Annotated in this window: 13 protein-coding genes, 1 pseudogene and 1 riboswitch; all 14 genes and pseudogenes read left to right on the top strand. The window is 36.5% G+C overall.

Annotated elements, in window-relative coordinates; all coding sequences use genetic code 11:
- The first annotated feature begins 27 nt into the window (after positions 1 to 27).
- The 14 genes and pseudogenes from ylqF (at position 28) to flgB (ending at position 17,237) form a co-directional block, all read left to right on the top strand.
- Complete coding sequence (ylqF, locus tag ACFSUL_RS19100) at positions 28 to 888, top strand: ribosome biogenesis GTPase YlqF (protein WP_377937529.1); 861 nt, start codon at positions 28 to 30, stop codon at positions 886 to 888.
- Between the two features lie 96 nt (positions 889 to 984).
- A complete protein-coding gene (locus ACFSUL_RS19095) occupies positions 985 to 1,770 on the top strand; it encodes a ribonuclease HII (protein WP_377937527.1) in 786 nt (261 codons plus the stop codon).
- Positions 1,771 to 1,893: 123 nt separating this feature from the next.
- Positions 1,894 to 3,711 carry a hypothetical protein gene (locus ACFSUL_RS19090; protein ID WP_377937525.1) on the top strand — a complete coding sequence of 606 codons (1,818 nt, stop codon included), beginning with the start codon at positions 1,894 to 1,896 and terminating at the stop codon, positions 3,709 to 3,711.
- On the top strand, positions 3,708 to 3,989 hold the full coding sequence (locus tag ACFSUL_RS19085) for an EscU/YscU/HrcU family type III secretion system export apparatus switch protein (protein ID WP_377937523.1): 282 nt from the start codon (positions 3,708 to 3,710) through the stop codon (positions 3,987 to 3,989). Before ACFSUL_RS19090 ends, ACFSUL_RS19085 begins: the two co-directional genes overlap by 4 nt.
- A 238-nt stretch (positions 3,990 to 4,227) precedes the next feature.
- Positions 4,228 to 5,388, top strand: coding sequence for an ADP-forming succinate--CoA ligase subunit beta (gene sucC, locus ACFSUL_RS19080; protein ID WP_071412840.1), 1,161 nt, complete (start codon positions 4,228 to 4,230; stop codon positions 5,386 to 5,388).
- 18 nt (positions 5,389 to 5,406) lie between these two features.
- The gene (gene sucD / locus ACFSUL_RS19075; protein WP_071412839.1) at positions 5,407 to 6,309 is read left to right on the top strand and encodes a succinate--CoA ligase subunit alpha; all 903 of its coding nucleotides are present in this window, start codon (positions 5,407 to 5,409) and stop codon (positions 6,307 to 6,309) included.
- 125 nt (positions 6,310 to 6,434) lie between these two features.
- The gene (dprA, locus tag ACFSUL_RS19070) at positions 6,435 to 7,307 is read left to right on the top strand and encodes a DNA-processing protein DprA (RefSeq protein ID WP_377937520.1); all 873 of its coding nucleotides are present in this window, start codon (positions 6,435 to 6,437) and stop codon (positions 7,305 to 7,307) included.
- Between the two features lie 941 nt (positions 7,308 to 8,248).
- Entirely contained in the window at positions 8,249 to 10,324 is a 2,076-nt protein-coding gene (gene topA / locus ACFSUL_RS19065) for a type I DNA topoisomerase (protein ID WP_377937517.1), read from the top strand.
- Between the two features lie 513 nt (positions 10,325 to 10,837).
- Positions 10,838 to 12,161, top strand: a pseudogene (gene trmFO, locus ACFSUL_RS19060) (FADH(2)-oxidizing methylenetetrahydrofolate--tRNA-(uracil(54)-C(5))-methyltransferase TrmFO).
- Positions 12,162 to 12,222: 61 nt separating this feature from the next.
- Complete coding sequence (xerC, locus tag ACFSUL_RS19055; protein ID WP_377937515.1) at positions 12,223 to 13,122, top strand: tyrosine recombinase XerC; 900 nt, start codon at positions 12,223 to 12,225, stop codon at positions 13,120 to 13,122.
- A gap of 17 nt (positions 13,123 to 13,139) precedes the next feature.
- A complete protein-coding gene (gene hslV / locus ACFSUL_RS19050) occupies positions 13,140 to 13,682 on the top strand; it encodes an ATP-dependent protease subunit HslV (protein ID WP_377937513.1) in 543 nt (180 codons plus the stop codon).
- Between the two features lie 107 nt (positions 13,683 to 13,789).
- The gene (gene hslU, locus ACFSUL_RS19045; RefSeq protein ID WP_377937511.1) at positions 13,790 to 15,196 is read left to right on the top strand and encodes an HslU--HslV peptidase ATPase subunit; all 1,407 of its coding nucleotides are present in this window, start codon (positions 13,790 to 13,792) and stop codon (positions 15,194 to 15,196) included.
- 92 nt (positions 15,197 to 15,288) lie between these two features.
- Positions 15,289 to 16,068 carry a GTP-sensing pleiotropic transcriptional regulator CodY gene (codY, locus tag ACFSUL_RS19040; RefSeq protein ID WP_071412832.1) on the top strand — a complete coding sequence of 260 codons (780 nt, stop codon included), beginning with the start codon at positions 15,289 to 15,291 and terminating at the stop codon, positions 16,066 to 16,068.
- Positions 16,069 to 16,403: 335 nt separating this feature from the next.
- Positions 16,404 to 16,492, top strand: a riboswitch (cyclic di-GMP riboswitch).
- Between the two features lie 355 nt (positions 16,493 to 16,847).
- The gene (gene flgB, locus ACFSUL_RS19035) at positions 16,848 to 17,237 is read left to right on the top strand and encodes a flagellar basal body rod protein FlgB (RefSeq protein ID WP_377937508.1); all 390 of its coding nucleotides are present in this window, start codon (positions 16,848 to 16,850) and stop codon (positions 17,235 to 17,237) included.

Raw genomic sequence — 17,237 nt, 5'->3', positions numbered from 1 at the left:
AGAAAAATGATTGTTGGAGGTGGTCATATGACTATACAATGGTTTCCTGGCCATATGGCTAAAGCTCGTAGACAAGTTACGGAAAAATTAAAGCTTGTTGATATTATTATTGAATTAGTTGATGCTAGAATTCCGCTTTCTTCTAGAAATCCTATGATAGAAGAAATTATTGGACAAAAACCGCGTTTAGTTCTTTTAAATAAAGCGGATATGGCTGATTCTAATCGTACAAACCAATGGATTCTCTATTTTAAGGACAAAGGTATTAAAGCAATTGCAGTTAACGCACAAGGCGGTAAAGGGTTACAGGAGATTGTTCCTTCCTGTAAAGAGATTTTAAAGCAAAAATTTGACCGCATGAAAGCGAAGGGGATGCGGCCAAGAGCAATTCGGGCAATGATAGTAGGAATTCCTAATGTAGGGAAGTCTACACTTATTAATCGACTTGCCAAAAAAAACATTGCTAAAACTGGAAACACACCTGGTGTCACAAAAGCCCAACAGTGGATTAAAGTAGAAAAGGAATTGGAACTGCTCGATACACCAGGTATTTTATGGCCAAAATTCGAGGATCAAGAAATTGGTTATAAATTAGCTTTAACGGGAGCTATTAAAGACACGATACTTAATTTACAAGACATTGCAGTCTATGGACTAAGGTTTTTGGAAAAACACTACCCTAATCGATTAAAAGAAAGATACGAGGTGGATAACATTCCAGAAGAAGTTGTAGAGCTTTTTGATAGTATCGGAAAGAAAAGAGGCTGCCTTGTCGCTGGTGGAGAAATAGATTACGATAAAACTTCGGAAGTAATCGTTCGTGATATTAGAGGAGTGCAACTAGGTCCTATTACATTTGACCTTATAGAGGAGCACACTCATAATTAATTTTGGAGGCTGTTTGAAGAGCTAGTACTCTTTTTAAACAGCCTCTTTAATTTTTAAGGAAAGCAACCGATATATAGAGTAAGGAGTGAACGATTATTGTCTACTACCAAAAATACAATCAGTGAGATAAAAAACTTTATACATACAATAACAGATGAACAGGATCCTATGTTTCAATCTCTTTTAGATGATGAACGTACAGGAGTGCAGAAATTAATAGCACAGTGGTACAAGGAGAGACGCATAGAGGCCGAACAACTAGATCAATTTAAACAGATAAGTAAATACGAGCAGGAGTTAAGAAGTGCAGGATTTACGCATATAGCGGGGATTGATGAAGTTGGAAGAGGACCACTTGCAGGGCCTGTTGTTGCCGCCGCTGTCATTTTACCAGAAGACTTTTACCTAGCTGGAATTAATGATAGTAAGAAGCTGACTGAGGCTAATAGAGAGAAGTATTACGAATATATAATGACAGAAGCTATTGCAGTCGGTATAGGTTCTGTAGATGCGAAGGAAATTGATAATGTTAATATATATGAGGCAACAAAAAAGGCAATGCTTGCTGCTGTTAATAATTTAGACGAGAATCCTGATTATTTGCTAATAGATGCGATGAAGCTAGAAACCTCTTACCCAAGTAACTCGATTATTAAGGGTGATGCCAAAAGCATATCAATCGCTGCTGCTTCTATTGTTGCAAAGGTTTCTCGTGATAGACTAATGAAACAATATGAAGGGAAATATCCAGGTTATGGGTTTTCTAGAAACATGGGGTATGGCACGAAAGAACATTTACAAGGATTAGAAAAAATAGGACCATCTCCAATACACAGGAAAAGCTTCGCTCCAGTACGAAATGTTCTATATAAAATAAAATAAAACTTCAATCAGTGGGGGGACCGCCCGTTATTGAGCGATAAATTGAGGCTATTAGCAGTAAAAGCTTCAGGGGTTAGTGTTCACTTTAAACAGAATCAAAGGGAAACTTATAGGAGGAAGCCTATGAGACATATTCAAGGAGCCTACCCAATCCAAAGTTCACAGCAAAACACTCCCAAATCTCTTAAGCTCCAAAATGGATCGGTTGTGTTTGCTACTGTACATAAACACTTAGGAGAGGGAATGGCAGAGGTATCGATTGCAGGAAAAAAAATGATTGCAAAGCTAGAAACACCTCTTGAAGCTGGTGGGAAGTATTGGTTTCAAATTGAGAACAGTGAGAGAAGTTTAGAATTGAGATTGTTAACACAACGGTCGCAACAATCTAGCGTATCGCAAAGTATGGTTCAACAGTTACTAGAACATTTCTCTCTTTCAAAATCTGTGGATATGCAATCTCTTGTTACTAGGTTGTTAAAAATGGGGTTGCCAATTGATAAAGATAAATTAGTTTTAGCACAAAAATGGTTAACTCAAACAAATGATAAACAACTAGGATTACGGGTTTTAATAGGAATGGTTCAAAAGGATATACCATTCACTAGTGGTATTTATCAATCATTACTAGCAGGAAAAACACCAGAATCGTTAACGGACCTTCTCGAACAGCTTACAACAAAATTGAAAGGTTTTGAGGATAATCCCGTAGCATCTCGCGTATTAGCGACAATCAAAAATGTCAATAACCCATTAAATGCGCTTATCGCGGAAAAATTTGCAGCAAAAGTCACTATGCTTTTATTAGATGAGAGTGTGCCCTTTTCTACTAGGTTAGCAGCTCTAAAAAATCTTCAATCATTAGGAATACTTCCTGATACAGCAAACATGTCAAATGGAAAAAAAGAATTAGCAAGCGGAATTGTATCTACGCTAACTCAATCTAGTGATAAAAAAATCGGCCAATTACTTTCTTTGCTTCAGGACACCCAAAATGCTACCTTCATAAACAAAAGTGCTGCATCGATGTTTTCTTCGACAATTGAGGAAGTAATGAGTTCATTTAAAAAAGGGTACCAACTAAACGAGACAAGTGTAAGAAAGCTATTAGATGCGTTCCTAATGATAGCAAAGCAGCAATCAGCGACACCGGATTTTATTGCGCGGCTATTTTCATCAGGATTTATAAAAGGAACAGGATCGCTCACAACGAATTATGAAAGTCATCTTCAAAAATTGATGGCTGGGACACTACAAGGTAATGAAAGTAAATTATTCCAACAGCTTCATAACAGAATAGAGTCGGAAATGATAAAATCATTAGGTGGAAAAGAGATTTCACATGTTTTAAAAGATATTTTCCAGTCGTTAGGTGTTAACCTAGAAGCGAGACTCTCTAAGTCTAGCGGGGAAATGCAGCAGTTAGAATCATTGAAGCTTTACCTTATTCAGATGACGAAGGATTTTCCGACAGGAGAAATAAAAGATATTGCAGACAAGCTACTCTATAAATTAAATGCACAACCGCTTCTTTCCCAGCAGGACTCTTCTGTTCTGACGATTGTTCAACAATTTCCGCTTTTTATACTAGGAAATAAGAGTGATGTATCCATACAGTGGCAAGGAAAAGAGAAAAAGGATGGAACAATTGATAGTAATTATTGTAGAATCCTTTTTTATCTAGAGCTAGAAACATTAAAAGAAACATTGATAGATATGCAAGTTCAAAACAGGATTATCTCTATAAATATCTGGAATGAACGGGAAGAATTAAAAGATATAGCGGCAGCAGCACTTCCTGTTTTAAAAGCAAACTTGGAGAAAGTAGATTATCAACTTTCGTCAGTCGTTTTTAAGAAACCAATTGAAAAAGAACAACTAACGAGACACTTAGTAACAAGCGATGAATCAGTATCTTATTCAGGGGTAGATTTGAAAATATGAACGAAAAAAATAATAGAAAACAAGCGGTAGCATTAAGTTATGACAAGGAAAAACAAACTGCACCAAAGGTACTTGCTAAAGGAAAGGGTGTCATTGCCGAAAATATTTTGCAGAAGGCAAATGAGCATCATATTCCAGTTCAAGAAGATGCGAGCCTGCTAGCATTACTTGGTAAATTAGATATTCATGAATCTATACCGGAAGAATTGTATGCGGCTGTAGCGGAAGTTTTTGCGTTTATTTATCAAGTTGATAATGAACTTGCAAAAAAGAAGTAAATAGGGAATACGGGACGGAGGATTGCATTTTATATGTGATCCCTATTTGTATTTAATACTTTTTAACGATAATAGTTTTTTTAGTATAAGTGGTAGATAGTAAGCAATTTCAATGATAAAGAGTCCGAATTTTATAATTAATATAATATTTTCACTATAATGGTAGACATATATACTTTCATTTAATACAATGAAAACGCAGTCTATTTTTTTTAAATGGTTGATAGGAGGATGGAAAATGAATATCCATGAGTATCAAGGTAAAGAAATCCTCAGAAATTACGGGGTATCAGTACCAAATGGAAGAGTAGCTTTTACTCCAGACGAAGCGGTAGAAGCAGCTAAAACTTTAAATTCTAGCGTTTATGTCGTGAAAGCACAAATCCATGCAGGTGGACGCGGAAAAGCCGGCGGCGTAAAAATCGCAAAAAGCTTAGATGAGGTTCGTACATATGCAGAAGAATTAATTGGAAAAACATTAGTTACACATCAAACAGGTCCCGAAGGCAAGGAAGTTAAGCGCTTACTTATCGAAGAAGGATGCGATATCAAGAAGGAATATTATGTAGGCCTTGTTCTGGATCGTGCGACTTCTCAAGTGGTTCTTATGGCTTCTGAAGAAGGCGGAACAGAAATAGAAGAGGTTGCAGAGAAAACACCAGAAAAAATCTTTAAAGAGTATATTGATCCTGTTGTCGGACTTACAGGTTTCCAAGCTCGACGCATTGCATTCAATATTAATATTCCAAATGAACTTGTTGGAAAAGCAGCTAAATTTATGCTTGGTCTTTACAACGTATACGTGCAAAAAGATTGTTCTATCGCAGAAATCAACCCACTTGTTGTAACGGGTGATGGAAATGTTATGGCTCTTGATGCAAAATTGAACTTTGATTCGAACGCTCTTTATAAACAAAAAGATATCTTAGAATATCGTGATTTAGATGAAGAGGATGCAAAAGAAATTGAGGCATCAAAATATGATTTAAGTTATATTTCTCTTGATGGAAATATCGGCTGTATGGTTAATGGTGCGGGGCTTGCGATGGCAACGATGGACATCATTAAACACTATGGCGGAGACCCAGCAAACTTTCTTGATGTTGGGGGCGGCGCAACAGCAGAGAAAGTAACAGAGGCATTTAAAATTATCCTTTCCGATGAGGATGTAAAAGGAATTTTCGTTAATATTTTCGGTGGCATTATGAAATGTGACGTTATTGCAGAAGGTGTTGTAGAAGCAGCAAAACAAATTGGATTAGAAGTACCTTTAGTTGTTCGTTTAGAAGGTACAAATGTAGATTTAGGTAAGAAAATTTTAAATGAATCTGGTCTAAATATTATTGCTGCAGAATCTATGGCAGATGGCGCACAAAAAATCGTAGAGCAAGTAGGCTAAGAAAGGTAGGGGACAAAAATGAGCGTATTTATCAATAAAGATACGAAAGTTGTTGTTCAAGGTATCACTGGTTCAACAGCTCTTTTCCATACGAAACAAATGCTTGAATACGGCACGAAAATTGTTGCTGGAGTAACACCAGGAAAAGGCGGTACAGAAGTAGAAGGTGTGCCTGTATTTAATACTGTGGAAGATGCAAAACGTGCAACTGGTGCAAATGTATCTGTAATTTATGTACCAGCACCTTTTGCAGCTGATGCGATTTTAGAAGCAGTAGATGCTGAGCTAGATATGGCAATTTGTATTACGGAACATATTCCTGTTTTAGACATGGTTAAGGTTAAGCGTTATATGGAAGGGAAGAACACTCGTCTTGTCGGACCAAACTGTCCAGGGGTTATCACTCCAGAAGAATGTAAAATTGGTATCATGCCTGGATATATCCATACAAAAGGCCATGTAGGAGTTGTGTCTCGTTCTGGTACATTAACATATGAGGCTGTTCATCAGCTATCGCAAGCAGGTATCGGTCAAACAACTGCTGTTGGTATTGGTGGAGACCCAGTAAATGGTACGGACTTTATTGATGTATTAAAAGCATTTAATGAAGATGCTGAAACAGAAGCTGTCATTATGATTGGTGAAATCGGTGGTACAGCGGAAGAGGAAGCAGCGCAATGGGTGAAAGAAAACATGAAAAAGCCTGTTGTCGGATTTATTGGCGGACGTACTGCACCTCCAGGGAAACGTATGGGTCACGCTGGTGCAATCATCTCTGGCGGTAAAGGTACTGCTGATGAAAAAATTAAAGTAATGAATGAATGTGGCATCGAAGTAGCGGATACTCCATCTGTTATGGGTGAAACGTTAATTAAAGTCCTTAAAGAAAAAGGATTATACGAAAAATGTAAAACACATTAAGTTTAAGTAGAACATTAGTGTCAGGCTCCTTTCAATACCGTCAATGTAAAGTATATTTTACGGGTAGGCGCCTGACATTTTCTTTAACCTTTCCCTACTAATAAAGTAAAATTTAGGAGGAGTTTATGAAAGAAAATAGGCTTGTTTTATTTCATTTAAAGCATTGCAAAGGGGTAGGATGGAAAGGCATTTCTTCTCTTCGTTATACACTTCCTCAACTTTCAGATGTCTTCGACTTATCTCCAAAAGAACTGCAGACCATTCTCCATCTTTCAAATCAAAATTTCTCTAAGTTTTATCGCGATCTTCACCAAATTGATAGTACAAGCTTGTTAAGCGATTATGAGCAAAAGAATATTAAATGGATATCAGTGGAAGATAAGAATTACCCGAGTCTTCTAAAAGAAGTATATGACCCGCCGCACATACTGTTTTTAAAAGGAAATGGTAGATTACTTGATAACAAAAAAATGGCTATAATCGGGTCTAGAGGAGCGAATGACTATACAGAAAAAGCACTTCTTAAGTTTATCCCGAGTCTAGTTAATAAAGATATTACAATTGTCAGCGGAATGGCAAAAGGTGCTGACACAGTGGCACATAAGCTTACAATTTCATTCAAAGGTAATACGATAGGTGTAATAGGGGGAGGTTTTGATTTTATTTACCCTAAAGAAAATGAGTCCCTTGCCTCTTATATGATGCATAATCAACTCCTCGTTTCTGAATTCCCTCCAAATACAAGACCACAAAAGTGGCATTTTCCATTAAGAAATAGAATTATAAGCGGTTTATCAAATGCAGTGCTCGTTACACAAGCAAAAGAAAGAAGTGGTACTCTTATCACAACGGACTATGCATTAGAAGAAGGGAGAGATATCCTCGTTCTTCCGGGAAGTATCTTTGATGAACTCTCAGGAGGAACAAATAGACTAATCCAGCAAGGGGCAAAATTAGTACTATCAGCAGAAGATATTTTGTCTGAACTACAAGTGTAGAACAAAAGTTAAATTAAATACGGATATTTTACGTTAAAGTGCAAGTAATAATAAAGGTTTTTTCAGAGGAAAATGTTTGCTAAAAGTTAACGTAGCAATCTATTATGACAATTTTCTTTTTTGAAATGAGGCTGGGACATAACTAAAGTACTATCCCCTAAAGACGAACAATGTCAGGTTAAATTGTTTAGTAATCACTGTTACACACCGCTGTTGATTTCCGTGTCAAGACTTCGCTTTCCGCGGGCGGTCGGTGAGCCTCCGAGAAAAGCGGAAGCGGCTCGTTTTGCTCGCGAAGAAAATAGGGAAATACCCAAAAGGCGCTTTTTGCCTTTAGGGTATTTCATCTTTTTCATAGCGAGTTAGCCGCTGGAGCTAGACATGCGCTGCGCTCTTGCGGGGTCTCACCTGTTCCGCTTTTCCCGCAGGAGTCTTCGTCTTGCACTCCAATCAACAGCTAGAACAAGTTAAAAAGAACAACAAGTTTTATGAAGACTTATAAAAAAAACGAACTAATTCGCCTTCAAATGAAAGAATTAGTTCGTTTTTTTATTCACCTAGAGCACATTTGTCCCAGCCTCATTTTTTATGGGATTATAGAGGAGATTTGTATAGAATAGCAGAAATATTACTATTAAATAACAGAAAAAGGTTGCAATTGTTTTAAATCTGTTATACATTTTGCAACAGGTATTCTAAATAGGTGTGGGGCGGAATTACAAAGCCCTCTCTAATGAAACCGTTTCCTTCTATATAAAGTAAGATTATTGACAGGAATAATAAAAAAGTATAATAATAAAGTTTAATTTACCGAAATAATTATTAAAAACAGGTTGATTTTATGTAAATAAAAAGTGAGATATTCCATTTAGTTTATTCATAGAGATTACATAAGTCGCCATTTACAAACATATTTATTCCCTCTTTAAGGAGGCTATTGGATGTCAGATTATTTAGTAATAGTAGAGTCGCCAGCGAAGGCGAAGACTATTGAAAGATATTTAGGAAAAAAATACAAAGTGCGTGCTTCAATGGGGCATATTAGAGACTTACCAAAAAGTCAAATGGGTGTCGATACGGATAACCAGTATAACCCGAAATATATTACGATTAGGGGAAAAGGACCTGTTTTAAAAGAATTAAAAACAGCAGCTAAAAAGGCTAAAAAAATCTATCTTGCAGCCGACCCTGATAGAGAAGGAGAAGCGATTGCTTGGCATTTAGCACACAGCCTAGACTTAGATATTTCATCTGATTGCAGAGTAGTATTCAATGAGATTACGAAGGATGCAATCAAAGAATCATTTAAACACCCTCGGCCAATTAATATGGATCTTGTTGATGCGCAGCAGGCCCGTCGGATTTTAGACCGTTTAGTAGGCTATAATATTAGTCCACTATTATGGAAAAAAGTGAAAAAGGGCCTAAGTGCAGGACGAGTACAATCAGTCGCACTTCGGCTAATAATAGATCGTGAAAATGAAATAAAAAGCTTTACTCCTGAAGAATATTGGAGCATCGAAGCGGAATTTAAAAAAGGGAAAAGTAATTTCTCTGCATCGTTCTACGGCCTTAATGGAAAGAAAGTAGAGTTGAAATCAGAACAAGAAGTAAAAGACATTTTAGCTAAAGTAAACGGTGATAAATTTAAAATAGAAAAAGTAACAAAAAAGGAAAGAAAGCGTAATTCTGCACCACCGTTTACGACTTCTTCTTTGCAACAGGAGGCAGCTCGTAAGCTGAATTTTAGAGCGAAGAAAACGATGATGTTGGCACAGCAATTGTATGAAGGAATTGATATAGGGAAACAGGGAACTGTCGGTCTTATCACTTATATGAGAACAGATTCTACCCGGGTATCAGATGTAGCTCAGAAAGAAGCCAATGAGTATATTGTTGATAAATATGGTAATGAATACACCCAGTCAGCTGAAAGAAAAGATAAAAAGAAGCAAGGGGCACAAGATGCACATGAAGCTATTCGTCCAACGAGTACTTTAAGAGATCCTGCTAGCATGAAAGAATTTTTATCACGTGATCAGTTACGACTTTACAAGCTTATATGGGAACGTTTTGTAGCGAGTCAAATGGCTCCTGCAATTATGGATACGATGAGTGTGGACCTCGTAAACGGGGATGTAAACTTTCGAGCAAACGGTTCTAAAGTTAAATTTAAAGGTTTTATGAAAGTTTATATTGAAGGAACAGACGATCAAAAAGAAGAAAAAGATAATCTCCTTCCTGCATTGTCTGAAGAGGATGAAGTTACGAGTGAGCTAATCGACCCGAAACAGCATTTCACACAACCTCCTCCACGCTATACAGAAGCTCGTTTAGTACGGACTTTGGAGGAGCTTGGCATTGGACGTCCTTCAACTTATGCCCCAACACTCGATACAATTCAGAGGCGGGGATATGTTACGCTGGATAACAAACGCTTTATACCGACTGAGTTAGGAGAAATTAAGCTTCAGTTAGTGAGAGAGTTCTTCCCTGAAATTATTGATGTGGAATTTACCGTTAACATGGAACGTAATTTGGATGCAATTGAAGATGGGAAGGTGCAATGGGTTCAAATCATTGATGAATTTTACCGTGACTTTGAAAAGCATTTGGAGAAAGCAGAAAATGAAATGGAAAAAGTCGAAATTAGAGATGAACCTGCTGGCGAGGACTGTGAAGAATGTGGACATGAGATGGTTTATAAGATGGGGCGTTATGGAAAGTTTATGGCTTGTAGTAACTTTCCAGATTGTCGCAACACAAAACCGATAGTAAAAGAAATAGGTGTTAAATGTCCAAAATGTGATAAAGGAAATATCATTGAAAGAAAAAGTAAAAAACGAAGAATTTTTTACGGGTGCGATCAGTATCCAAACTGTGATTTTCTATCATGGGATAAACCAATTGAAAGAAAATGTCCAAAATGTGAACAGCTTCTAGTGGAAAAGAAGTTGAAAAAAGGTGTTCAAGTTCAATGTACGAATTGTGACTATAAAGAAGAGCCGCAAAAATAGTAAAAGGAAACTTGTTGATACTCATTTTTTTAACTTAGAAAGGGACTGACCCAAAGGTGAATGGAAGCACCAATTGGGACGGTCCTTTTATATTTGTTAACGTATAAAATATTCTTCGCAGGGGGATAAAGTTTTTTATCGGAAAAGTTTGTGGCTTCTGAGCAAGCCGCTTGCGTATTTATTCCTGTTTAGTGGTTTTTATAAGGCTATTTTCGTAACGTTTGTTGCTTTTTAACGGAAAGCTAAGTTTAACCCACTGGGTTGATTTCCGCTACGGGCTGAATGTATAAGTAAAAACAGCAATCTATGAGAAAAGAGTCAAAATTAAATACAAAATGGAAAGGTTTAATAATACAAAAACTTTTAACTTTTTTTCCTGAGTAGGTTGATGTACAATGCAAAATGGATAACATGTAAAAGAATAAGGATTATCTCAGATAAAAAGAGATATAAGACCAATTTTGTATGTGTTGATGTTTTAAACCGACGAAGAATTGTTTTTTAGTTAATGGTATGTACAGGAGGTTTAACGAAATGACAGTAGTAAACGTCGTAGGTGCTGGTCTTGCTGGAAGTGAGGCAGCTTGGCAAATAGCAAAAAGAGGTATCAAAGTCAATTTATACGAAATGAGGCCAGTTCGCCAAACACCTGCACATCATACAGATAAATTTGCAGAACTTGTTTGTAGTAATTCTCTCAGAGCAAATACGTTAACAAACGCAGTTGGTGTATTAAAAGAGGAAATGAGAAACTTAGATTCTGTCATAATTAGCTCAGCTGATAATAGTTCTGTACCTGCCGGAGGAGCATTGGCTGTGGATCGTCATGAATTTGCGGCAAATGTTACGAAAAAGGTTAAATATCACCCGAATGTAACCGTAATGAATGAAGAAGTGACAGATATCCCAGAAGGAATAACGGTTATATCAACTGGACCACTGACAAGTGAAAGTTTAGCAAATAGATTAAGAGCATTAACGGGTGAGGATTATTTATATTTTTATGATGCTGCGGCACCGATTATTGAAAAAGATTCCATTAACTTAGACAAAGTTTATCTAAAGTCTCGTTATGATAAAGGGGAGGCTGCATATTTAAACTGCCCGATGACAAAAGAAGAATTTGATCGTTTTTATGAAGCGCTAATTGCAGCAGAAACCGTTCCGTTAAAAGAATTCGAAAAGGAAGTTTTTTTTTGAAGGGTGTATGCCAATAGAGGTAATGGGGAAACGTGGCAGAAAAACAATGTTATTTGGTCCGATGAAACCAGTTGGTTTAGAAGACCCTAAAACGGGAAAAAGACCGTATGCAGTAGTTCAATTACGCCAAGATGACGGTGCAGGGACACTTTATAATATTGTTGGATTTCAGACACATTTGAAATGGGGACCGCAAAAAGAAATAATTCGCATGATTCCAGGGTTAGAGAATGCTGAAATTGTTCGTTACGGTGTGATGCATCGCAACACTTTTATCAACTCACCTAAAGTATTAAAGTCAACTTATCAATTTAAAAAGCGAGAAAATCTATTCTTTGCAGGACAAATGACAGGTGTGGAAGGCTATGTTGAATCAGCAGCAAGCGGTTTAATAGCAGGGATAAATGCAGCGAGGCTAGCTTCTAAAGAAGAGCCAGTGGAACTTCCCCTTGAGACAGCGATGGGAAGTATGGCGAAATATATTACGACTGCAAACGAAAAAAACTTCCAACCGATGAACGCAAACTTTGGGTTGTTTCCAGAACTGGCTCAAAAAATAAGAGCAAAAAAAGAGCGTAATGAACAATATGCAACTAGAGCATTGGAGACAATTCAGAAATTTGTGAAAAATTTGTAAACTTTATTGCATAGGCTTCTAAGTTGTGTTACTATTTAGTAGCCCTTGTGAGGTGTTTAATATGAATGAGGAATTAAAGGCTTTATTACAATCATTTACAGAATACTTACAAATTGAGAAAAATTATTCTACATATACCATTGAACATTATCGTCATGATATTGAAGAGTTGTACGTATTTATGAAGGAACAAGGTTTGAATTCGCTAGAAGTGATCGAGTATTTTGATGCAAGGCTATTTCTGACCTCTTTGTATGAAAAGAAACTTTCACGGGCCTCGGTTTCAAGGAAAATATCAAGTCTAAGAAGTTTTTATCGATTTTTAAATCGTGAGAAGCTTGTTATGGCAAATCCATTTTCTTTTGTGGCTAAGCCAAAAAAAGAGCAAAAACTACCTCAGTTTTTTTACGAGGAAGAAATTGAGGCAATCCTTGTAGCTTGTGAAGGAGATAAGCCACTTCAAATTCGTAATCGAGCGTTATTTGAGCTTTTATATGCAACAGGTGTACGTGTTAGCGAATGTGCAAATGTTCAAATGAAAGATATCGATTTCTCTTTATCGACGGTACTAGTCAAAGGGAAAGGAAGTAAAGAGAGGTATATTCCATTTGGTAGTTTTGCACAAGATGCGTTGAAAGATTATCTCAATGAGAGCCGTCCAAAACTTCTTAAGGGTCATAATCATTCTAATGTATTTGTTAACCATAGGGGGGGACCGCTGACACCAAGAGGAATACGTCATATTCTGAACAAGATTATTGAGTCCGCATCGTTAACAGGGAAAATTCATCCGCATATGTTGAGACATACATTTGCAACGCATTTACTAAACAATGGTGCAGATTTACGAACCGTTCAAGAATTATTGGGTCATGCACACCTTTCATCTACACAGGTTTATACTCATGTAACAAAAGAACATTTACGAAAAACATATTTAGCACATCATCCTCGTGCTTAAATGTTGGAGGTATAATTATGGAACAGTTCCACGCAACAACAATTTTTGCAGTCCGGCATAACGGTGAGGTCGCTATGTCTGGAGATGGTCAAGTTACATTTGGAAATGCAGTTGTCATGAAGCATACAGCGAGAAAAGTGAGAAAGCTATTTAATGGGAAGGTACTTGCTGGCTTTGCAGGGTCTGTAGCTGATGCTTTTACACTTTTTGAGATGTTTGAGGGGAAACTTCAAGAATTCAATGGAAATTTACAGCGGGCATCTGTAGAATTAGCGAAACAATGGCGTAGTGATAAGGTTTTGAGAAAACTAGAAGCGATGTTAATTGTAATGGACAAAGATTATTTGCTGCTTGTTTCGGGGACGGGTGAAGTAATTGAACCAGATGACGGCATTCTAGCAATTGGTTCTGGTGGAAATTATGCGTTATCAGCAGGCAGGGCATTGAAACAACATGCTGGCGAATATATGTCAGCTAGTGAAATTGCAAAGGCGTCCCTTGATGTTGCTGCAGACATTTGTGTATATACGAACACGAATATTATTGTAGAAAGCTTATAATATTATTTTCACTAAGTACATTAACTGTTGTTAATATTTCGTTTAAATGGTATGTCTATAAATTCAATTGTTAGCTATAGTGGCTAGACAAAGGAGTGTGCCTTATAATGAATACGGATAATTTAACACCTAGACAAATTGTCGATCGATTAGATCAATATATTGTTGGTCAGAAAGAAGCGAAAAGGGCTGTAGCTGTGGCGTTGCGTAATAGGTATCGCCGTAGCCTGTTAAAAGAACAGCTTCGTGAAGAGGTTGTTCCGAAAAATATTTTAATGATGGGACCTACAGGTGTGGGGAAAACGGAAATTGCTAGAAGAATGGCAAAACTTGTGGGTGCACCATTCATTAAAGTGGAAGCAACAAAATTCACAGAAGTTGGCTATGTTGGTAGGGACGTAGAGTCAATGGTAAGAGATCTTGTAGAGACTTCTGTACGCCTTGTGAAAGAAGAGAAAATGCAGCATGTAAAAGAAAGAGCAGCTGAAAATGCTAATCGTAGACTTGTGGAGCTATTAGTGCCTTCAAAGAAAAAATCTAGTTCATATAAAAACCCATTTGAAATGATTTTCGGTGGAGAAGGGTCACAATCTGAAGAAAAAGATGATGAAAAGCAAGAAGAAATGTCATTGCGTGATAAACGGAGAACTATCAGCGACAAGTTGAAAAACGGTGAATTAGAACAAGAGGTAATAACGGTTGAAGTAGATGAACAGCAACCATCTATGTTTGATATGCTTCAAGGTTCTGGTATGGAACAAATGGGAATGAATATGCAAGATGCATTAAGTAACTTTATGCCAAAAAAGAAGAAAAAAAGAAAATTAAGGGTTAGTGAGGCTCGTATTGTATTAACTAACGAAGAAGCTCAAAAATTAATTGATATGGATGAGGTTACGCAAGAAGCTATTAGTCGTGCAGAGCAATCTGGAATAATATTTATTGATGAAATTGATAAGGTTGCCAGTAAAAGCTCCGGTCAGTCTTCTGCAGATGTATCAAGGGAAGGTGTTCAGCGCGATATTTTACCGATAGTAGAGGGTTCAACAGTAGTAACGAAATATGGGTCTGTGAAAACAGATTATATTTTGTTTATTGCCGCGGGAGCTTTTCATACTGCAAAGCCATCAGATTTAATTCCTGAATTACAAGGGCGCTTTCCGATTCGTGTAGAACTTCAAAAGTTGAATGTAGAAGATTTTGAACGTATTTTAATTGAACCGGATAATGCAATCATTAAGCAATATATTGCTTTAATGGAAACAGAAGGTATACAAATTGAATTTTCTGACGATGCTATTCATAGACTAGCAGAAATTGCCTATAATGTTAACCAAAGTACCGATAATATCGGAGCAAGAAGGCTCCATACAATTATGGAAAGGCTTTTAGAGGATCTTTCATTTGAAGCTCCAGATATAAACCTTGAAACTATACAAATTACTCCAAACTATGTGGATGACAAGCTTAGCGTTATAGCACAAGACAAAGACCTTAGTCAGTTTATCTTGTAGGTTTGGAGAAATAGTTAGTAGGGTAAATGAAGAGAGATTAAATAAACTATTAAGTAATAGACATATTTTAAACCTAGTAGGAGGAAATGATAATGAATTTATTACAGAAAACAAGAACAATTAATGCAATGCTGCAAAAGGCAGCAGGTAAGCCGGTGAATTTCAAAGAAATGTCAGAAACATTAAGCAAAGTAATTGAAGCGAACGTATTCGTTGTAAGTAGACGAGGCAAATTACTTGGATATGCAATTAATCAACAAATTGAAAATGAGCGTATGAAACAGATGCTTGAAGATCGTCAATTCCCTGAAGAATATACACAAAACCTTTTTAATATTCAAGAAACATCACCTAACTTGGATGTAGACAGTGAATACACAGCTTTTCCTGTTGAAAATAAAGAATTATTTAACAAAGGGTTAACTACGATTGTTCCAATTATCGGTGGAGGAGAACGTTTAGGTACACTAATTCTTGCACGTCTACAAGAAAGATTTGAAGACGATGATTTAATTCTTGGTGAGTATGGTGCAACAGTTGTAGGTATGGAAATCCTTCGTGAAAAAGCAGAAGAAATTGAAGTAGAGGCGCGTAGTAAAGCGGTAGTACAAATGGCGATTAGCTCCCTTTCTTACAGTGAATTGGAAGCAATTGAACATATTTTTGAAGAGTTGAATGGCAATGAAGGGTTGCTTGTAGCTTCCAAAATAGCTGACCGTGTAGGAATCACTAGATCTGTTATCGTAAATGCATTACGTAAATTAGAAAGTGCAGGGGTTATCGAATCTCGCTCATTAGGAATGAAAGGTACTTATATTAAAGTATTAAATAACAAATTCCTAGTTGAATTAGATAAACTAAGAACGAACTAAAATTAAAGCTGCAGGTAATTCGTGCGATTAGTGTTAAATGTAAATCTCATAGATAGAACAGTTGATGTTAGGAAAGAATACAATGACTTCTTAAAAAATGACTAATATTTATGGTAAAACAAAGCCGATTCTCCTATAATGGAAGAATCGGTTTTTGTCGTTTTATAGCGTATTTAGGAAAAGTGATATATAAATAATTGTCGAAAACCGTAATAAAAATAGTTATAAAGATAGCAAAATGAGGAAAAAGACCCAAATTAAATTGCTGTTTAGGCCTTGTCATATTGAGTTCAAATAGTAAAATGTATATATAGCTTTTTACGACGCTTTTCGACAATAGATAAGGGCAAACTCATTCGAAAGAAGAGGACGCAAAGCTACGGGCCTATCAAGTGTACTACTTTACGGCAGCCGGGTTACCAACAATATAGTCTAATATGTAGAATGTATGTTAGGTTACTGCTGGTAAAACGGTCTCGATGTAGGGGTCGCTTTTTTTTTGAGTGGAAATTGGTAAAACAAACCTGTAGAGCAATGAAATGTATGTTGTTAAAATAAGATTGTAACAATTATGTAATATTGTCGTATTTTTAACTGTAAAGACAACTGAAGCAATAGGTCTAAGGTTATGGTTTTTGCAAATTTTTCTCTTTTTTCGACAAAAAATTACTATTTTCTCCATAGACACACCAAGAAATTCACTTTAAAATGAAACCTGGCTTAAAATTAATGTCAAAATTGAAATATTAATGTCAAAATTATGGATAGAGGTGTCAATAATGAATTTATTTTCCAATACTATTTCTACATTGGAAAAAGGACTAGATTATTCCTCCCTTAATCAAAAGGTGATATCTCAAAATATAGCTAATGTTGATACACCTCACTACAAAGCAAAACAAGTAAGCTTTCAGTCAATGTTTCAACAATCACTTCATCAGCTAGATGCTAACCGTACTGATCCAAGACATATAAGCTTTAAACAACAGGGAACACACCCGGCTGTAACGGTAAAAAGTAATTATCAATATAATCATAACGGCAATGGAGTAGATCTTGATAAGGAAATGTCAGAGCTTGCAACAAATCAAATTTACTTTAATGCTTTGTCAGATCGGATTAATGGTAAATTCCAGTCATTGCAGTCTGTCATTAGAGGAGGGAAATAA

It is taken from the genome of Bacillus seohaeanensis (assembly GCF_042684945.1).
Lineage (GTDB): Bacteria > Bacillota > Bacilli > Bacillales > Bacillaceae_B > Rossellomorea > Rossellomorea seohaeanensis.
The sequence above is the reverse complement of the archived record's forward strand: the minus strand, read 5'-3'. Positions and strand labels throughout refer to the sequence as shown.